General features: G+C 52.6%; 17 protein-coding genes. 8 read left to right on the top strand and 9 right to left on the bottom strand.

Annotated elements, in window-relative coordinates; genetic code table 11:
* Positions 1-41 precede the first annotated feature (41 nt).
* The 5 genes from D7D48_RS04385 to eno form a co-directional block, all read right to left on the bottom strand.
* Entirely contained in the window at positions 42-635 is a 594-nt protein-coding gene (locus D7D48_RS04385) for a squalene/phytoene synthase family protein (RefSeq protein ID WP_125230131.1), read from the bottom strand.
* Between the two features lie 81 nt (positions 636-716).
* The gene (locus D7D48_RS04380) at positions 717-2075 is read right to left on the bottom strand and encodes a pyruvate dehydrogenase complex E1 component subunit beta (protein WP_125230130.1); all 1359 of its coding nucleotides are present in this window, start codon (positions 2073-2075) and stop codon (positions 717-719) included.
* Positions 2075-3151 (bottom strand): pyruvate dehydrogenase (acetyl-transferring) E1 component subunit alpha, encoded by a 1077-nt coding sequence (gene pdhA, locus D7D48_RS04375; protein ID WP_125230129.1) that lies wholly within the window; start codon positions 3149-3151, stop codon positions 2075-2077. Before pdhA ends, D7D48_RS04380 begins: the two co-directional genes overlap by 1 nt.
* Before the next feature lie 119 nt (positions 3152-3270).
* Positions 3271-3552 carry an FtsB family cell division protein gene (locus tag D7D48_RS04370; RefSeq protein ID WP_245964330.1) on the bottom strand — a complete coding sequence of 94 codons (282 nt, stop codon included), beginning with the start codon at positions 3550-3552 and terminating at the stop codon, positions 3271-3273.
* 76 nt (positions 3553-3628) lie between these two features.
* On the bottom strand, positions 3629-4903 hold the full coding sequence (eno, locus tag D7D48_RS04365) for a phosphopyruvate hydratase (protein WP_125230127.1): 1275 nt from the start codon (positions 4901-4903) through the stop codon (positions 3629-3631).
* A gap of 199 nt (positions 4904-5102) precedes the next feature.
* Between eno and D7D48_RS04360 the strand changes: the two genes are divergently transcribed.
* Genes D7D48_RS04360 through D7D48_RS04340 form a run of 5 tightly spaced genes read left to right on the top strand, consistent with a single transcriptional unit; the run spans position 5103 to position 7110 of the window.
* Positions 5103-5612 carry a hypothetical protein gene (locus D7D48_RS04360; protein ID WP_125230126.1) on the top strand — a complete coding sequence of 170 codons (510 nt, stop codon included), beginning with the start codon at positions 5103-5105 and terminating at the stop codon, positions 5610-5612.
* A gap of 51 nt (positions 5613-5663) precedes the next feature.
* Positions 5664-6065, top strand: coding sequence for a phage holin family protein (locus D7D48_RS04355; protein WP_125230125.1), 402 nt, complete (start codon positions 5664-5666; stop codon positions 6063-6065).
* On the top strand, positions 6055-6381 hold the full coding sequence (locus D7D48_RS10500) for a hypothetical protein (RefSeq protein WP_185739776.1): 327 nt from the start codon (positions 6055-6057) through the stop codon (positions 6379-6381). The genes D7D48_RS04355 and D7D48_RS10500 overlap by 11 nt, the downstream gene beginning before the upstream one ends.
* Before the next feature lie 14 nt (positions 6382-6395).
* On the top strand, positions 6396-6881 hold the full coding sequence (locus D7D48_RS04345) for a hypothetical protein (protein ID WP_125230124.1): 486 nt from the start codon (positions 6396-6398) through the stop codon (positions 6879-6881).
* A 10-nt stretch (positions 6882-6891) separates the two neighbouring features.
* On the top strand, positions 6892-7110 hold the full coding sequence (locus D7D48_RS04340; protein ID WP_125230123.1) for a DUF4170 domain-containing protein: 219 nt from the start codon (positions 6892-6894) through the stop codon (positions 7108-7110).
* Positions 7111-7129: 19 nt separating this feature from the next.
* Here the strand turns inward: D7D48_RS04340 and D7D48_RS04335 are convergent, their stop codons facing one another.
* The 4 genes from D7D48_RS04335 to carA all read right to left on the bottom strand — a co-directional run bounded on the left by D7D48_RS04335 (position 7130) and on the right by carA (position 12991).
* Entirely contained in the window at positions 7130-7792 is a 663-nt protein-coding gene (locus D7D48_RS04335) for a rhomboid family intramembrane serine protease (protein WP_125230122.1), read from the bottom strand.
* Between the two features lie 36 nt (positions 7793-7828).
* Positions 7829-8305: a transcription elongation factor GreA gene (gene greA / locus D7D48_RS04330; protein ID WP_125230121.1), complete on the bottom strand. Its 477-nt coding sequence runs from the start codon at positions 8303-8305 to the stop codon at positions 7829-7831.
* A 98-nt stretch (positions 8306-8403) separates the two neighbouring features.
* Complete coding sequence (carB, locus tag D7D48_RS04325) at positions 8404-11724, bottom strand: carbamoyl-phosphate synthase large subunit (protein WP_125230120.1); 3321 nt, start codon at positions 11722-11724, stop codon at positions 8404-8406.
* A gap of 109 nt (positions 11725-11833) precedes the next feature.
* Entirely contained in the window at positions 11834-12991 is a 1158-nt protein-coding gene (gene carA / locus D7D48_RS04320; RefSeq protein WP_125230119.1) for a glutamine-hydrolyzing carbamoyl-phosphate synthase small subunit, read from the bottom strand.
* Positions 12992-13199: 208 nt separating this feature from the next.
* On the opposite strand from carA, the gene D7D48_RS04315 reads away from it, so the two are divergent.
* The 3 genes from D7D48_RS04315 to rpoD are packed head-to-tail and all read left to right on the top strand — an operon-like array spanning position 13200 to position 17577.
* Positions 13200-13652: a GatB/YqeY domain-containing protein gene (locus D7D48_RS04315; RefSeq protein WP_125230118.1), complete on the top strand. Its 453-nt coding sequence runs from the start codon at positions 13200-13202 to the stop codon at positions 13650-13652.
* Between the two features lies 1 nt (position 13653).
* The gene (gene dnaG, locus D7D48_RS04310) at positions 13654-15519 is read left to right on the top strand and encodes a DNA primase (protein WP_125230117.1); all 1866 of its coding nucleotides are present in this window, start codon (positions 13654-13656) and stop codon (positions 15517-15519) included.
* An 18-nt stretch (positions 15520-15537) separates the two neighbouring features.
* Positions 15538-17577: an RNA polymerase sigma factor RpoD gene (rpoD, locus tag D7D48_RS04305; protein WP_125230116.1), complete on the top strand. Its 2040-nt coding sequence runs from the start codon at positions 15538-15540 to the stop codon at positions 17575-17577.
* Positions 17578-17651 lie beyond the last annotated feature (74 nt).

The following is a 17651-nucleotide window of genomic DNA, read 5'->3' as shown; positions in this document are numbered from 1 at the left end:
GCAATCGCCCCTTATGGATACCTCGCATGCCGTTCTTATACTTAGACACCTGTTAACGCATGTAAAATTAATCGCAGACCTGATCCCGTCCGTACCGACATTGTCAAAATAGACAATGGACGCAAGGCCCGCGCTTTGGGCAGCGGCGCAGATGGCATAGTGCAGTCTGCAAAGCGTTCGGGAAAGCCCATACGCAGCGTTTCAAACGCCCAGCTCCGTCCAATGGGATGCATATCATCCATGCTGCCCATCCAAGTCGCATAGGTCTTAAAAATCGCCTCAGCGCGTAATTCAGAATGAGTGTCGATGGCCTCTTGGCTAAACTGCTCATGACCCAAGAGATGCTCCCAAGCTGAAGCCAGTGCCTCCAACGCGCTTAACGGGATACGGCCCCCCGTTTCGTTGAGCGCTTGCAGCAATGGCTCCCCTTTCGGTCGCGTCTCAGCTGCACTTGCAAATGCTTCGCGCCACCACGCCATTTTGATTTGCGCGATCATCGGCTCGCGCGAATTACGCAATATATCGGCGAAGCGGTTGTCAATTTGCAGAAGCAGCGCAAATGCAGACCGAATGTCTGACCGCGCATAGGCAATTGCCAAGCGAGTGGGCGGATCCAAATCCAAAACAGCGTTCATCGTCATATGCCAGCTTCTGATACCGCTATGCGACAATCAGCATGCAAGCCCCAAAGCCGCGACAATCTGGTCACAGCAGGATTAGAGCCCGAGTGTTCTGCGAACGCCGGCCACAATCTTGTCTGCGTTCACCAGCATCGCCTTCTCCAGATTCGCCGCATAAGGCATAGGAACGTCTTCGTTTGTGATGCGCAAAACCGGTGCGTCCAAATCGTCGAAACCTTCTTCCATGCATATCGCCAGAATTTCGCTACCGACCGAGCATGTTGGCCAGCCCTCTTCTGCAACAACCAAATGATTGGTTTTGGCAAGGCTTGCCAAAACCGTCGCCTTATCAAGCGGACGAATGGTGCGCAGATCGATGACCTCGGCGCTAATGCCCTCTTCGGCCAATCTGTCCGCGGCTTCCAGCGATAAACCAACGCCGATAGAGTAGCTGACAATGGTTACGTCGGTTCCCTCGCGCATGATGCGCGCCTTACCGATAGGCAGAACATAATCGTCGTCCACGGGAACGTCATAGCTGCGGCCATACAATAACTCGTTTTCGAGGAATACGACAGGGTCCTCGCAACGGATGGCTGCTTTCAAAAGACCTTTGGCATCGGCAGCGTCATAAGGCGCGATTACGATGAGGCCGGGCACGCTAGCATACCATGGCGCATAATTCTGGCTGTGCTGCGCGCCAACGCGCGCCGCGGCACCATTGGGGCCACGGAACACGATGGGACACCGCATCTGACCGCCCGACATATAATTCGTCTTGGCGGCCGAATTTATGATGTGATCAATCGCTTGCATGGCAAAGTTAAAGGTCATGAATTCGATGATGGGTCGTAAGCCGCCCATTGCGGCCCCGGTGCCAACGCCAGCAAATCCATATTCCGTAATTGGCGTATCGATAACCCGACGCGCGCCGAATTCTTCGAGCAAGCCTTGCGTGACCTTATAGGCCCCTTGATATTCGGCGACTTCCTCACCCATAACAAACACACGGTCATCACGGCGCATTTCCTCGGCCATTGCATCGCGCAAAGCTTCACGCAAGGTAAGGGTTTGCAACGCGCCGTTTGCGGCGACAGAGATGGACGGATTAGGCTTAGCCTCCGGTACGCTCACAGAAGATGCAGTCTGTGCCTTTGTCTCGACCGGGCGCGGTGCCACTGGTTTGAGCGAGGGCGTAGGCACAGCATCCTCCCCATCATTGGCTATTACGGCAATCACTGTGCCGACTTTGACCCCATCGGTCCCTTCGGCAACGGTAATCGACGAAATCACACCTTCATCGACGGCTTCGAATTCCATCGTCGCCTTGTCGGTTTCTATTTCGGCAAGAATATCGCCAGATTTGACGTGATCGCCTTCTTTAACCAGCCATTTGGCCAAGGTGCCTTCTTCCATCGTTGGCGAAAGCGCCGGCATCTTAAGTTCGATTGCCATCAATATTGCTCCACCAGCACGTCAGTATAGAGTTCGGTAAGATCGGGCTCAGGGGATGTTTCCGCAAAGTCGGCCGACTCATTCACAATTTTCCGTATCTCTTTTTCAATCACCTTCAGCGCGTCTTCGGTTACGCCCATTTCGGCGAGATAGGCCTTGCAACCTTCAATAGGGTCGCTGTTGTCGCGGACCGACTGGACCTCGTCACGGCTGCGGTACTTGGCAGGGTCGGACATGGAATGCCCCCGATAACGGTAGGTTTTCATTTCCAACAATACAGGTCCCTTACCGCTGCGTACCCAGTCCAGTGCGACTTCTGCCGCACCGCGTACAGCGAGCACATCCATGCCATCGACCTGAATCCCAGGAATGCGAAAGCTCTCACCACGGCGGTAAAGCTGGTCTTCGGAAGAGGCTCGGTTAACGCTAGTGCCCATGGCATATTGGTTATTTTCAATCACGAAGATAATGGGCAGTTTCCAAAGCTCCGCCATGTTGAAGCTTTCATACACCTGCCCCTGATTAGATGCCCCGTCGCCAAAATAAGCGAGGCACACGCCACCATCATTGGTATATTTATGTCCAAACGCAAGCCCAGCGCCGAGCGATACTTGCGCTCCAACAATACCATGTCCGCCGTAAAATTTATGCTCGGTCGAAAACATGTGCATCGAACCGCCCTTGCCTTTTGATATTCCAGCGGCGCGGCCAGTCAGTTCGGCCATAATGACATTTGGGTCGATACCATAAGCCAGCATATGGCCATGGTCGCGATACCCAGTAATAACACTATCCTTACCCGGTGTAAGAGCAGATTGAAGTCCAATCGCAACGGCTTCTTGTCCGATATACAAATGGCAAAAGCCACCTATCAGACCCAGACCGTACAGCTGCCCCGCCTTCTCCTCAAACCGTCGGATCAACAGCATATCTCGGTAGAACTTTAAAAGCTCTTCCTTGGTCGCTTTATACGGCACCGGTTCGGTTGGACGCTCCCGATTGGCGCGTGCGGCGTCTTCGCTGACGCTTGCCTTCTTGGAAGCAGATTTTTTCGCTGGGGTGGTGGCCAAAATCATTTCCTTTGTTGGAATTTTTATTTGCGCTTGGAATGGCGCCTAGCCAAATTCGGCAAAGCTGAAAAGCGCTTTTCCGTGTCGAAAAGCACTGCATAGCTATTCATTTGGCGGCCAGTGACTTACTTTAACGGAACGACAACTTCATCAGGGGCGACAACGTTCAATTCTTTGCGCATGAGCTCACCTGCAAGATCCGGGTCTACATTGTCTCGGTCCAACAGGAGTTGTCGATTACGCAAAGCGTCCCGTTCTTTCTGTAACTTTGCCAGCTCAATTTTGCGCTCGCTTAATGCCGCGCGATAGTCGGTCCACGCGATGATACCCGTCGGGCCCAACAAAGCGTATGATGCAATTCCGAGCAACGCCAGAAGCCCCAGAGCAGGTCCGACAACCGATTTCATATATTCCGGTTTTTTATTCCCTCGAACCATGATCAGACTGAATCATATTTTACACGAGTTGGCAAGGAAATCAGGGTCAGCGGAAAATATCCCGACCAGCATAGATCGCCGATGCACCAAGCTCTTCTTCGATGCGGATCAGCTGGTTATATTTTGCCAACCGGTCAGAACGCGCTAGGCTTCCCGTTTTAATCTGACCGCAATTGGTTGCTACGGCTAGATCGGCAATCGTCGCGTCCTCTGTCTCCCCCGAACGATGCGACATAACGGCTGTGTAGGACGCACGATGTGCCATAGAAACGGCCGCCAATGTTTCGGTCAAAGTACCGATCTGATTGACTTTAACGAGCAAGGAATTTGCAAGCCCCTTGCCGATACCCATCGACAGGCGCTCCGGATTAGTGACGAACAAATCATCACCCACCAATTGCACCTCTTGGCCGATTTTGTCGGTGATTGCTTTCCAACCCTCAAAATCATCTTCGCTCATGCCGTCCTCAATCGATAGGATTGGATAGTCCTTACAAAGCGCTGCAAGATAATCGGCCATTTGGTGCGGCGTCAGCGAAAGCCCCTCACCTGATATTTCATATTTACCGTGACGGAAAAACTCGGTTGCGGCGCAATCCAGGGCTAAAACCACATCTTCGCCTGCCTTGAACCCAGCCTTTTCAATCGATGCCATGATGAAATCCAGCGCATCACGAGTTGATGCCAAATTAGGGGCAAAACCACCTTCGTCGCCTACCGAGGTTGCTAGTCCCTTCTCGTGCAGACCCTTCTTCAGCGTATGGAATATTTCGGAACCCCAGCGAACAGCTTCCGCAATGGAGCCAGCGCCGACCGGCATGACCATGAATTCCTGAAAATCAATCGGGTTGTCGGCATGTTCACCGCCGTTAATGATATTCATCATCGGCACTGGTAGAACATGGGCATTTACACCGCCTACATAGCGATACAGCGGCAATCCACGTGCGTCGGCAGCAGCTTTTGCTACCGCAAGGCTGACACCCAATATCGCATTCGCGCCCAAGTTCGATTTATTATCGGTGCCATCGAGGTCAATCATGACCGCGTCGATATTTTCTTGATCCTCAGCGTCCAGTTCAACCAGCGCCTCAAAAATGGAGCCGTTAACAGCCTCAATCGCCTGAAGCACGCCCTTCCCCATATATTTGGACATATCGCCGTCACGTTTTTCGACAGCTTCATACGCGCCCGTAGACGCTCCCGATGGGACCGCTGCACGACCGAAGCTGCCGTCCTCCAACACAACATCCACTTCAACCGTTGGGTTTCCGCGGCTGTCGAGGATCTGGCGTGCATGAATATCGAGGATAGCGGTCATAACTAGGGTCCGTTTGTACGTGTGAGGAGTTATGTCAGCGCATCTATCCTCGTGATCGGGATTTGGCAACGATGCACCGACATATCGATTTTAAAACTAAATTTGCGGTGCTATAGTTGACTAAGGCACCCGCAATACAAATATCCATCCTTAGCAAGTCCATTTATTTTGCCCCAGTTGTTCAAAAGGAGTCATTCTTATGGCCGAGACCGAAAAGCCCGCAGTCGCTAAGAAAGCAGCATCTAAATCAGCAGCACCAAAGGCTGTCGCCAAGCCTTCCAAAGCGAAATCCCCTGCACCAAAGGCAGTCGCCAAGGTACAGCCAGCCAAAGGCAAGAATGATAATGTCAAATCGAAAGTCAAATCCGACATGAATGACTTTAAAGCCCAAGCCACCGAAAGTGTCCGCGCGGCAGCAACCAAAGGTAAAGATCGCGCCACTGAGGCAGTTGGCAGCATCGGCAAGCTTATCCGTGATAGCGCTGGTACCATCGACGAGAATGTAGGTAAGCAATATGGCGACTATGCACGCAGCGCAGCCGACATGGTTGAAGGCTTTGCTGGCAAGATGGACGCCAAGGATGTCGATGCGTTGGCAGAAGATGCACGGCAATTTATCCGCAAAAGCCCTGCCGTCGCTATTGGTGCCGCCGCTGCAATCGGCTTTGTTTTAGCAAGGCTCGTCCGTTCGGGTGGCAAAGACGCTTGAATACCAACACAGGCGGCATTGCAAATTGCCGCCAATGGCCGATAAGCAGGCATGATGAAGATTGAAGAGCCACAGCTGGAAGCGTTAGAAGACCTAACGCCAACGATTGAACCAAGCGCGAGCGAACAGATTGCGTTGGTGATGGAGGATCTGCGTGCGATGGTGAAGGCAGAGATGCACTATCACCGGTCGCGATTAGCTTACACGCGCCACGTATTTCGCTGGTCATTCCGCTATGGAGCTATCGCGGCTTTCGCATTTAGCGGGGCATCCATTGCGCTGGTGCTAGGACTGGTTCTTACTCTTTCTCCGTTAATTGGTCCATTGGCGGCAACTTTGCTTGTCACCATAAGCTTTGCGATGATCGGCATCGTTTTCGCCGCAATGGCCCGAAGATGGATGCGGAAAGTTTACTTCCCGGAAATGCCAAAAAATGTCGACGATGTTGCCTGAAGAGCCTGTTGTCACCGACAGAGAAAGCGTGATCCTGTCCGACGCTGAGCGGCGGTATTTGCGGCGTAAGTTCAAGGACAGCTTGGCAGTCACGCGCAATATTCTTCATCCACACAATCAACTTCGACGGTTTGTCAAACGCCAATCTACCCAAGCCAAGCAGTTCGCAGACGAGACAGTTCAAATTGCAAAAAAAAATGCCCCAATCATTGGCGCCATTGGAGTAAGCGCCATATTGATTGCGGCTCGCGGACCGATTTCGCGTTGGATTTCAAAGCTGCGAAACAGTAAAACCAAAACGCCCCCCAGCAAATAATATAGGAACGATATATGAGCAAGATTGGCGACACCATCACATCTGCAGCTGATAGCGCGAAAACAAAAACCTCACAGGCAAGCGCTGCGGCACGTAAAAAAGCTTCGGTAGCAGTTAAAAGAGGTCAAGATGCTGCCGTTATCGGAATAGATCAATCGAAGGCAATTGCACGCCAAGCAAAAGCAAAAACGAAAGAAGGAGTGGATAAAAACCCACTAGCAATCATAATGGGCGGAATTGCTATCGGTGCGATCGTCGGTGCACTTTTACCAGGGACCGAACGTGAGACAAAAGTCTTGGGTAAAGCAGGCAAGAAATTGAACAAAAAAGCCCGCAAGATAGCAGAAGCGGCAAAGGTTGCCGGTATGAGCCAAGTCGATACGCTTGGGCTAAATGGAGACACATTGCGTGCGCAGTTCAGAGAGCTTGTCAGCAAGGCTGCTCTCGCTGTAAAGGCTGCCGGTCAGGCCGCTACAGAAGCAGCTAAAGAAAAGAATTAAGGATAGTCGTTTGAGCGATACGAAATTACATCTCGTTTTTGGTGGACGCGTTGACAACCCGCAAACGTTAAAATTTACTGATCTCGAAAATTTAGACATCGTCGGGATGTTTCCCGATTATGCAAGTGCTGAGGAAGCATGGCGCGGGGCGGCCCAGCGTACGGTGGATGATGCCGAAATGAAATATGTTGTGGTGCATTTGCACAAGCTTTTACAACCGGAAAGCTGATAACGGCACGCAACGTCGATTAGGCGTGCCGATACCGCCACAACAATAATGGCCTCGCTAAGAATAATCCGGCAACAAACCCGCCAATATGTGACCATATTGCGATAGATATTCCCAAACCAGGCCCAACAAAACCAAGCGCGAGATTTAACCCTACCCAAGCAATGGTTAGCTGCAATGGCCTGGCATATTCTGCAGGAATTGCTCCCCAAGCTTTCGGTTTTTTGTTCGGAAAAAGCAGCACATAAGTGCCAATAACACCAGAAATCGCCCCGCTTGCGCCAATAGCTGGCGCCATCATGTCCACGGACATAGGCCAAGCCATGACTGACGCGAGGCACTCCATAGCTGCTGCAATATATGCCGATCCGATGTAGAGGGCGAGATAGAGCCTACTACCCAATACACGCTCCACCATCTTACCAATAAGCAAAAGCATCAGCATGTTCATCACCACATGCGCGACACCGCCATGCAGGAATGCCGCCGAAAGGGGCGTTAAAAACGCAGGCACAAGGAAACCAATATCGGCAAATGCAGCACTAGAGCTGATGAGGCGGATGGGGAATAGTCCGCCCGATATCACCGCATATTGCCACCAAGATGGAACCAACAATATTGCAGCAATCGCCAAATTGATGGCAACCAATGCATTGGTAACAGGGCCACGCGGAAACTGCATGTCAGGTCGTTAGGCGCTTCCCACCGAAGCGCATGATCAGATAAACTCGATTTTCGATACAAGATAATATTTGTCGCCGGATGGCACCGTTAATTCGACTTCATCCTCAACGACGCGACCAATCAGGGCGCGACCCAATGGCGAATTATACGAAATGCGACCAGCTTTTGCGTCCGCTTCGGTTTCACCAACAAGCTGATAACGCACGGGCTTATCATTTTCATCTAGCAATGTGACAGTCGCACCAAAGACGATTTTATCGCCCGACAGCGTCGAAGGGTCAATAATCTGTGCACGGCCAATCTTGTCCTCGATTTCCGAAATCGCGGCCTCAACCTGCCCCTGGCGTTCTTTTGCAGCGTGATATTCGGCATTTTCCGATAAATCGCCATGCGCACGCGCTTCCTCGATTGCTTCCACAATCAACGGACGCTCGTCACGAAGGCGCTTCAGGTCACTCGTCAGCTTTTCATAGCCTTCGGCCAACATCGGATATTTCTCAAAACTCGCCATCAGGCAAAAACCCTTCGTCACAAAAATATCCCGACCGTAAAGGCGGATACCACCCGTCCGATATGCAGTTCAGTTGTCTGGGAAAGATACTGCTCTTATTAATAATAGTCTTGAAGTGGCCGAACTTCAAGTTGCCGTTGTTGCAGCGCGGCAATTGCCTGTGCAACCGCAACACTTCCCGCAGCAGTCGTATATTGCGAAACCTTGCCAGCCAACGCTGAACGGCGAATTTCTTCGCTGTCTTTCAAGCTTTGCCAACCTTCCGTCGTGTTAAAGATAAGCTGAATTTCGCCATCTTTAATCTTGTCAACGATGTGTGGACGACCTTGGGCGACCTTGTTTACGCGTTCGACCTCTATACCCTGTGCCAGCAAATAGTCGGCAGTGCCGCCAGTTGCACAGACGGTAAAGCCACATGCGATAGCTTGACGGACCGCCGGAACAATCACTGGCTTGTCCGTGTCTTTCACGGATACAAATAGCTTCCCGCTCATCGGAGGAGGCATACGCGCGCCGATTTGCGATTTGGCAAAGGCCGTCGCAAAATCACGATCAATGCCCATAACTTCACCCGTTGACTTCATTTCAGGCGACAGCACGGGATCAACACCAGGGAAGCGATCAAACGGGAATACCGCCTCTTTCACCGCTATATAATCAATATCAAGATTGATGGGCGGCAAGTCCTTCAACATTTCGCCTGCCATAACGCGCGCGGCGATCTTCGCGATGGGCGCGCCGATGGCTTTCGCAACGAAGGGCACGGTGCGGCTCGCCCGAGGATTAACTTCAATCAGGTAAACTTCGCCGTCTTTCACGGCGAACTGGATGTTCATCAAGCCGCGCACATGCAGGTTAATCGCCAGTAATTCAGTCTGACGACGGATTTCCGTAATGATACTGGCAGGTAGGCTATATGGCGGAATTGTGCACGCTGAGTCGCCACTATGAACGCCAGCTTCTTCGATATGTTGCAAGATACCCGCAACAACAACTTCGTCGCCATCGCATAAAGCATCAACATCGACCTCAATCGCATCGCGCAGATAGCTGTCGATCAAAACGGGCGAATCTCCGGATACGATAACTGCCGTCTGGATATAATTTTCCAGTTGCGCTTGCGTATCGACGATTTCCATCGCGCGACCACCCAGCACGTAAGACGGTCGCATCAGTACAGGATAGCCAATATTTTCTGCGACCTTGATCGCCTCATCGCGACTGCGCGCGATGCCGTTTTCGGGCTGCTTGAGCTTCAATTTATTGACCAACGCGGCAAAACGCTCCCGGTCTTCGGCCAAGTCAATGGCATCGGGTGACGTTCCCAAAATAGGAATGCCTGCCGCCTCAAGTGCCTTCGCCAAATTTAGCGGCGTTTGCCCGCCGAACTGAACGATAACACCTTTTAGTGTGCCATTTTGTTGTTCGACATGCAGAATTTCGAGAACATCCTCGGCAGTTAGAGGCTCGAAATACAAGCGATCGGACGTATCATAGTCCGTCGACACTGTTTCGGGGTTGCAGTTGACCATGATTGTTTCATAGCCAGCATCCGCAAGCGCGAAGCAGGCATGGACACAGCAATAATCAAACTCAATCCCCTGCCCAATACGGTTTGGCCCACCGCCCAGGATAAGGATTTTCTCGCGATTGCTTGGCTGGCTCTCACATTCCGGCGCGCCAAAGCTTGGCGCCTCATACGTGGAATACATATACGGCGTTTTTGCCTCAAATTCCGCAGCACAGGTGTCGATGCGCTTGAACACCGGACGGACGTCCAATTTGTGGCGCAACGCGCGCACTTCGTCCTCGGTCACGGCGCCTGCCATTGCGCGGGCAGCCTGCATCGCAATACCAGAACCACGGCGGACTGCCGTTTCCATACCCGGCCGCATATTGACCGATTCCACCGCAAGATAGGCAAGCCTTTTGTCTGAGAAGCCCATGGCCTTCAAACGGCGCAGCGCGTCGGCATTATTAGGCAGGCCATTGGTCTTAACGTCATTCTCGGCGGCGATGATTTCTTGTAGCCGTTCGAGGAACCATGGATCAAACTTCGCGATTGCGTGAATTTCGGCGACGGTCATGCCTTCACGCAACGCTTGTGCCGCGACCAGTAAGCGGTCGGGTGTTGCACGACTTAGTTCGGCAGACAATTCGTCCTGAGATGCGCCGCGCAAAGCATCGATATAATTAAAGCCCGACAAGCCAGTCTCAAGGCCACGAAGCGCCTTCTGCATGCTTTCGTGGATATTGCGGCCTATCGCCATCACTTCGCCTACCGATTTCATAGCGGTATGCAGCAATGGTTCGGCCCCTTTGAACTTTTCAAAGGCGAAGCGCGGGATTTTGGTTACGACATAATCAATCGTTGGTTCAAACGATGCTGGCGTTGCGCCAGTGATGTCGTTGGTTATTTCATCGAGCGTGAAACCAACGGCCAGCTTTGCCGCAACCTTGGCGATAGGAAAACCCGTCGCCTTTGACGCCAGCGCCGAGGAACGCGAGACGCGCGGGTTCATTTCAATGACGATAAGACGGCCATCCTTCGGATTGACTGCGAACTGTACGTTCGAACCACCTGTTTCTACACCAATTTCACGCAAGCACGCGATGCTCGCATTGCGCATGATCTGATATTCTTTGTCGGTCAGCGTCAATGCGGGAGCAACGGTAATGGAATCGCCGGTATGCACGCCCATCGGGTCGACATTTTCAATGGAGCAGATGATGATGGCGTTGTCAGCGCGGTCGCGGACAACCTCCATCTCATATTCTTTCCAACCGAGCAGAGATTCTTCAATCAACACTTCAGTGGTTGGCGACGCATCCAGTCCGCCGGTGACGATCTTGATAAATTCGTCGCGGTTATACGCAATTCCGCCGCCGGTGCCGCCCATGGTGAAGCTGGGGCGAATGATTGATGGCAGGCCCGTGCGCTCAAGCACCTCCAAAGCCTCATCCATCGAATGGGCGATGCCTGAACGCGCCGATTCCAGACCAATTTTGGTCATCGCGTCGCGGAATTTGATCCGGTCCTCGGCCTTGTCGATGGCTTCTGCATCCGCGCCGATCATTTCGACCCCATATTTCGCCAGCGTGCCATCGTTGAACAATGCCAAAGCCACGTTCAACGCGGTCTGCCCGCCCATGGTCGGCAACACCGCGTCGGGACGTTCTTTTTCTATGATCTTGGCTACGATTTCGGGCGTAATCGGCTCAACATAGGTCGCATCTGCCATATCCGGATCGGTCATAATCGTCGCCGGATTGGAATTGACGAGGATGATGCGATAGCCCTCTTCGCGCAACGCTTTGCAAGCTTGCGTCCCCGAATAATCAAACTCGCACGCCTGCCCGATGATGATGGGGCCGGCGCCGATGATGAGGATGGATTTGATGTCAGTGCGTTTGGGCATTAGACTACCTGTCGCTTGAGAATACAGGCCGTAGCCAAGATGCTATTCGATAAAACTCCCACATGATGAACAGCTTTATATTCCCATTTTTGTGGAACATTCGGAGCGATCATCCCATCATCCCCGCGAATTTTTCGAACAGATAATGGCTGTCCTGCGGGCCGGGTGAGGCTTCGGGATGATATTGGACACTAAAGGCTGGCTGGTCCGCGAGTTCGAAACCGCAATTGCTCCCGTCGAAGAGGCTGATATGCGTTGCCTTTGCATTGGCGGGCAAGGTATCTGCGTCCACAGCAAAGCCGTGGTTCATACTCGTGATTTCAACCGCGCCGTCGCTGAGGCGCTTGACCGGATGGTTCGCGCCACGATGGCCCTGATGCATCTTCTCGGTCTTCGCGCCGACCGCGAGGCCAAGCATTTGATGCCCCAAGCAAATGCCGAATAAAGGTTTTTTGGTTTCCAACCATTTTTGGATTACCGGCACGGCATATACACCAGTTGCCGCAGGATCGCCGGGTCCATTGGACAAGAACAATCCATCGGGCGCGTGGGAGATGATTTCTTCGAAAGTTGCGGTGGCCGACACCACGGTCACGTCGAAACCTACGTCAACAAGGTTGCGTAGGATGTTGTGTTTGATGCCATAATCAATGGCGACAACTTTTTTGCGGCCATTGGCTGGCGTTGCATAGCCTGCACCCAGCTTCCAAAGCCCTTGATCCCAACCATAAGTTTGAAACGTCGTTACATCCTTGGCGAGATCCATGCCTTCTAATCCGGCCCAAGCATTTGCCTGCGCCAACATAGCGGTCACATCAAAATCGCCACTGGCGGAATGCGCAATCACAGCGTTTGGCGCGCCCGCAATGCGGATCAGCCGCGTCATTGCGCGTGTGTCCACGCCAGAGATCCCGATGCGGCCATTGGCCTTCATCCATGCATCGAAATGCTGGGTGCTCCGAAAATTGGACGGGTCCGTCACATCTTGCCGGACAATCGCGCCCAAGGCATGCGGGTTCAACGCCTCTACATCTTCGGCGTTCGTGCCAACATTACCAATATGCGGAAATGTGAAGTTAATGATTTGTCCAGCGTAAGACGGGTCAGTCATTACCTCTTGATAACCCGTCATCGCGGTGTTGAAGCAGACTTCTCCAACGGCTTGCCCCTCAGCGCCAAAGCCCTGGCCCCAGATGATTTCCCCGGACGCCAAAACCAATACCCCCGTCGCTCCAGAAGGCGCGCGCGAAGAGTTGGGGTCGGCCATGATGGGGTCGCTCCTGATAAACAGATTACAGCAATGTCGCTAAGGCATCGCGCCTAGAGATGGTGAGCCATAGCGTCAATGCGGAAATCGAGAAAGCTGTGGAATGTTTCATACAATGCGTTTTCAACCGTCACACTCAACTTGTTTCAGGGTGACGGAATTTGGATGTTCGTCTAACGGCATTTAATATCAAAAATCGGAACCATATATGATTCGTGACACCATAAAAGCCGCCCAAATCACCGCAATGAAAGCCGGCGATAAAGATCGCTTAGCCGCCGTCCGCCTGATCCTCGCCAAGATCAAAGACCGCGACATAGAGCTTCGCACTGCATCGCAGCAGCCCGATGATGACGCGATGGTGGTTGAGGTTATGCAGAAAATGATCAAGCAACGCCGCGAATCGATAGCCTTATATGAGCAAGGTGGTCGTGCCGAGCTTGCGGCAGTTGAGGCTGCTGAGCTGGCAATTATTGAGGATTTTCTTCCTGCACAGCTTAGCGATGCGGAAACCAGCGCGGCGATCGAAGGCATCAAGGCAGAGCTTGGCGCAGAAAGCTTGAAAGACATGGGCCGCGTCATGGCCGTCCTGAAGGAGCGTCATGGCCCACAACTCGACATGAGCAAGGCCAGTGCTTTGGTGAAGGCCGCGTTGGGTTAAGGTGGCACTTACCCCGCAATGGTTGGACGAATTACGCGCGCGGATTACGCTTTCTGCGTTGATTGGCCGCACCGTTAAGGTCACAAAGGCTGGCCGCGAGTTTAAGGCCTGCTGTCCGTTCCATAACGAAAAATCGCCTAGTTTCACGATCAACGACGAAAAAGGTTTTTACCATTGTTTTGGCTGTTCCGCGCATGGTGATGCCATTCGTTGGATGACCGACCAGCGCGGCCTGTCTTTCATGGATGCGATAAAGGAGCTGGCGGCAGAGGCCGGGATGGAAGTCCCTGCCCCGGATCCGAAGGCAGCCCAGCGGGCCGAGAAGGCAAATAGCCTATATGACGTCATGACGGCGGCGCAGGACTGGTTTGTTACACAATTGCTTGGTGTTGAGGGTTCCGCTGCACGCGGATATCTGAAGCAACGTGGATTTACGGAACAAACGATCCGCGACTTTGGCTTCGGCCTAGCGCCCGACAACCGTACGGGTTTAAAAACCGCGTTAAAGCAATTTGGCGACCCGATGTTAATTGAGGCTGGATTGCTCATCTCGGTCGATGGCAAGGCGCCCTATGACCGTTTTCGTGGACGATTAATGATCCCGATCCGCGATCCACGTGGCCGGGTGATTGCCTTTGGTGGGCGGATTTTAGGTGAAGGCGAACCGAAATATCTGAATTCACCCGACACGCCGTTGTTCGACAAGGGCCGCACGCTCTACAATCTCGACAAATGTTCGCCAGCTTCGCGCCAGACAGGCCGCGTAATTGTCGTCGAAGGCTATATGGACGTCATTGCCCTTGCGCAGGCGGGCTTTGCCGACGCCGTGGCGCCCCTAGGAACAGCATTAACCGAACAGCAAATCCAGATGCTGTGGCGGATGACCGAAAAGCCTTTATTGTGTTTTGACGGTGACTCTGCAGGTCAAAAAGCAGCCATGCGTGCAGCTTTACGCGCCCTTCCATTGTTAAAGCCCGGCCATAGTCTTCAGTTTGTGACCTTACCGGAAGGACAAGATCCCGACGACCTTGTGAAGGCATCTGGCCCCGCGGCGCTTACAGTACTCTTAGAATCCTCTCAGCCGCTCGTAGAAAGGCTATGGAGGGCAGAAATGTCTGCTGGCTCACTAGACACACCAGAGGACCGTGCGGGGCTTAAACAGCGCCTGGGGGCACATATGGCAAATATCGCGGACGGGGAAATTCGTCGCCATTATGCCGATGCCTTTCGCGAACGGTTCGACAATCTCTTCGCGCAGCGACCACGCGCGTCATTTACGCCACCCACAACCTTCGTGCGCGGACGCAAGCCCGTGTGGGGCAAGCCGCAAATTTTACCGCCGGGCGCAGAAACAAAAAGCTTCAATGCCAAAGATTCGGACTTTCTTATCCAGGGTGTATTGGCAGCGTTACTGCGCCATCCTTCCCTTATTTCCCAACATTATGAGGCGCTGAGCGACTTTGTTCCGCCGGACCCGAATCATGCAGCTTTGCTCAATGCAATGCTCAACGAATCTTTTGGCAAAGAAACGCTTGATACCGAGGGGCTAATTACCATATTGGGCGAGAAGTTGTATAATGTCGCTTCGGGACTACTCCACAGCAACGGTAAGGTTTTCGCCTTTAACCGCGGAGAGTTCGGAACAGGGAGCGATGGATTGTCCAGCGCTTCAAAAGATTTGGGTGAAGCAATCAGGCTTATGAAGCAGCGCCCAGCGCTGGAAGAAGCTCTGGAACGCGCTACGCAGTTGGCGAGTTCAGAGATGACTGAAGAGACTTTTGCTGAACAGCAAAGGTTGCGACACGAGAAAAAGGCATTTGACGACCGTATCATCGAATTTTTTCGGCGTGATACGGATAGTTTGTAAGTTTATCGGGGAATTATTTTGGCAAGTCGCGCAAATGAGAACGAAGACGATATCGGCGAAAACGGTGATGCACCGCTGATTGACCTGAATGATGCGACTGTAAAAAAACTGCTCGCTAAAGCTAAGCGCCGGGGTTTCCTGACATATGATGAACTGAATGCGGCCCTACCGCAGGATCAGATGTCATCCGAACAAATTGAAGATGTCATGTCGGCGATTAACGACATGGGCGTGCAAATCGTCGAGAATGACGAAGCTGGCGACGACAGCGAGGACGATGCCGAGGAAGAAGTCGAAACCATCGACAATATTTCTGAAAATGATCCCCGCTCGCTGACAAACACAACTAAGAAAACAGGCACGGGCGAACGTACTGATGACCCAGTCCGCATGTATTTGCGGGAAATGGGCGCGGTGGAATTGCTGTCACGCGAAGGCGAAATCGCTATTGCCAAGCGAATTGAGTCGGGTCGCGACACTATGATTTTGGGCTTGTGCGAAAGCCCGATCACGTTCCACGCTATCATAGACTGGTCCAATGCGCTCAATGACGGCGAAATGCAGTTGCGCGAAATTCTTGACCTCGATGCCATGCTTTCGAAAGAGCCCGCCCCAGAATCGCTGACCGAAGATGGCGAAGAAGAAGGCGATGGTGAAATCAGCGAGAAGACAGCTGGCCCTTCCTATAAAGAGGAAGATGAAGTCGACGACGAACCTGAAGCGGCTAGCGACGATGATGAAGATCTGACGGAGCGGCGCTCGCGTCCTGTCGAGGAAGAGGAAGAAGATAACACCCTCAGCCTCGCGCAAATGGAAGAGGCGTTGAAGCCCGCAGCGCTTGAGCGCTTCGCCAAAATCACGTCGCTGTTCAAGAAATTCTCAAACATTCAGCTTGAGCGTATGCGCGCGCTGAACGCCGGTGAAGATTTTTCCACAGCGTCGGAAAACAAATATCACAAATTGCGTGAAGAATTGACCGCAGAAGTTGAAAGCGTTCAATTCCACGCGAACAAGATCGAATATCTCGTCGATCAATTATATTCATTCAATCGCCGCCTGACCGCCCTTGGTGGTCAGATGCTGCGTTTGGCCGAACGGCACAAGGTTCCCCGCAAGGCGTTCCTCGACAGCTATATGGGTCATGAGCTGGATGAAAATTGGCTCGCCGAAGTGGCTAACATCGACAAGAAATGGACTGCTTTCGCAACAAACGAAGCTGAAAGCGTTGAGCGCATCCGCAGCGAGATAGCCGACATCGCCGCCAATACCGGCATGTCACTTGGCGAATTCCGTCGTATCGTGAACATGGTGCAAAAGGGCGAACGCGAAGCGCGCATCGCGAAAAAGGAAATGGTTGAGGCGAATTTGCGCCTCGTGATTTCCATTGCCAAAAAATACACCAACCGTGGTTTGCAGTTCCTCGACCTTATTCAAGAAGGCAATATCGGCCTTATGAAAGCGGTCGATAAGTTTGAATATCGCCGTGGCTACAAGTTCAGCACTTACGCAACTTGGTGGATTCGTCAGGCAATAACCCGCTCGATTGCCGACCAGGCACGGACCATCCGTATCCCTGTGCACATGATCGAAACGATCAACAAACTGGTGCGCACAAGCCGCCAGTTCCTGCACGAACAGGGCCGCGAGCCTACACCAGAAGAAATGGCTGAACGCCTTTCCATGCCGCTTGAAAAAGTGCGCAAGGTGATGAAAATCGCCAAGGAACCTATCAGCCTTGAAACACCGATTGGCGACGAAGAAGACAGCCATTTGGGCGATTTCATCGAAGACAAAAATGCGATCATTCCGGTGGATGCCGCAATTCAAGCCAATTTGAAGGAAACAGTGACACGCGTTCTGGCGTCCCTGACCCCACGCGAAGAGCGCGTCCTGCGTATGCGCTTTGGTATTGGCATGAACACCGACCACACGCTTGAAGAAGTCGGTCAGCAGTTCAGCGTGACGCGTGAGCGCATACGCCAGATTGAAGCTAAGGCGTTGCGCAAGCTTAAGCATCCAAGCCGCAGCCGCAAAATGCGGAGCTTCCTGGACCAATAATCCCTAAACAATCATGCAAAACTGGGCCCTTTCCTACTCTCAGGATAGGGCCCGTTTTTTGTATATCCTGCTTC

Source organism: Sphingorhabdus wooponensis, assembly GCF_003933235.1.
GTDB classification, from domain to species: Bacteria; Pseudomonadota; Alphaproteobacteria; order Sphingomonadales; family Sphingomonadaceae; genus Sphingorhabdus_B; species Sphingorhabdus_B wooponensis.
Note: the sequence above shows the minus strand (reverse complement) of the source record. Positions and strands in the feature narration are given on the sequence as shown.

Coding starts and splice junctions, on each gene's coding strand:
- D7D48_RS04385 (WP_125230131.1), bottom strand. CDS start 635: ATGAACGCTGTTTTGGATTTGGATCCGCCCACTCGCTTGGCAATTGCC.
- D7D48_RS04380 (WP_125230130.1), bottom strand. CDS start 2,075: ATGGCAATCGAACTTAAGATGCCGGCGCTTTCGCCAACGATGGAAGAA.
- pdhA (WP_125230129.1), bottom strand. CDS start 3,151: ATGATTTTGGCCACCACCCCAGCGAAAAAATCTGCTTCCAAGAAGGCA.
- D7D48_RS04370 (WP_245964330.1), bottom strand. CDS start 3,552: ATGAAATCGGTTGTCGGACCTGCTCTGGGGCTTCTGGCGTTGCTCGGA.
- eno (WP_125230127.1), bottom strand. CDS start 4,903: ATGACCGCTATCCTCGATATTCATGCACGCCAGATCCTCGACAGCCGC.
- D7D48_RS04360 (WP_125230126.1), top strand. CDS start 5,103: ATGGCCGAGACCGAAAAGCCCGCAGTCGCTAAGAAAGCAGCATCTAAA.
- D7D48_RS04355 (WP_125230125.1), top strand. CDS start 5,664: ATGATGAAGATTGAAGAGCCACAGCTGGAAGCGTTAGAAGACCTAACG.
- D7D48_RS10500 (WP_185739776.1), top strand. CDS start 6,055: ATGTTGCCTGAAGAGCCTGTTGTCACCGACAGAGAAAGCGTGATCCTG.
- D7D48_RS04345 (WP_125230124.1), top strand. CDS start 6,396: ATGAGCAAGATTGGCGACACCATCACATCTGCAGCTGATAGCGCGAAA.
- D7D48_RS04335 (WP_125230122.1), bottom strand. CDS start 7,792: ATGCAGTTTCCGCGTGGCCCTGTTACCAATGCATTGGTTGCCATCAAT.
- greA (WP_125230121.1), bottom strand. CDS start 8,305: ATGGCGAGTTTTGAGAAATATCCGATGTTGGCCGAAGGCTATGAAAAG.
- carB (WP_125230120.1), bottom strand. CDS start 11,724: ATGCCCAAACGCACTGACATCAAATCCATCCTCATCATCGGCGCCGGC.
- carA (WP_125230119.1), bottom strand. CDS start 12,991: ATGGCCGACCCCAACTCTTCGCGCGCGCCTTCTGGAGCGACGGGGGTA.
- D7D48_RS04315 (WP_125230118.1), top strand. CDS start 13,200: ATGATTCGTGACACCATAAAAGCCGCCCAAATCACCGCAATGAAAGCC.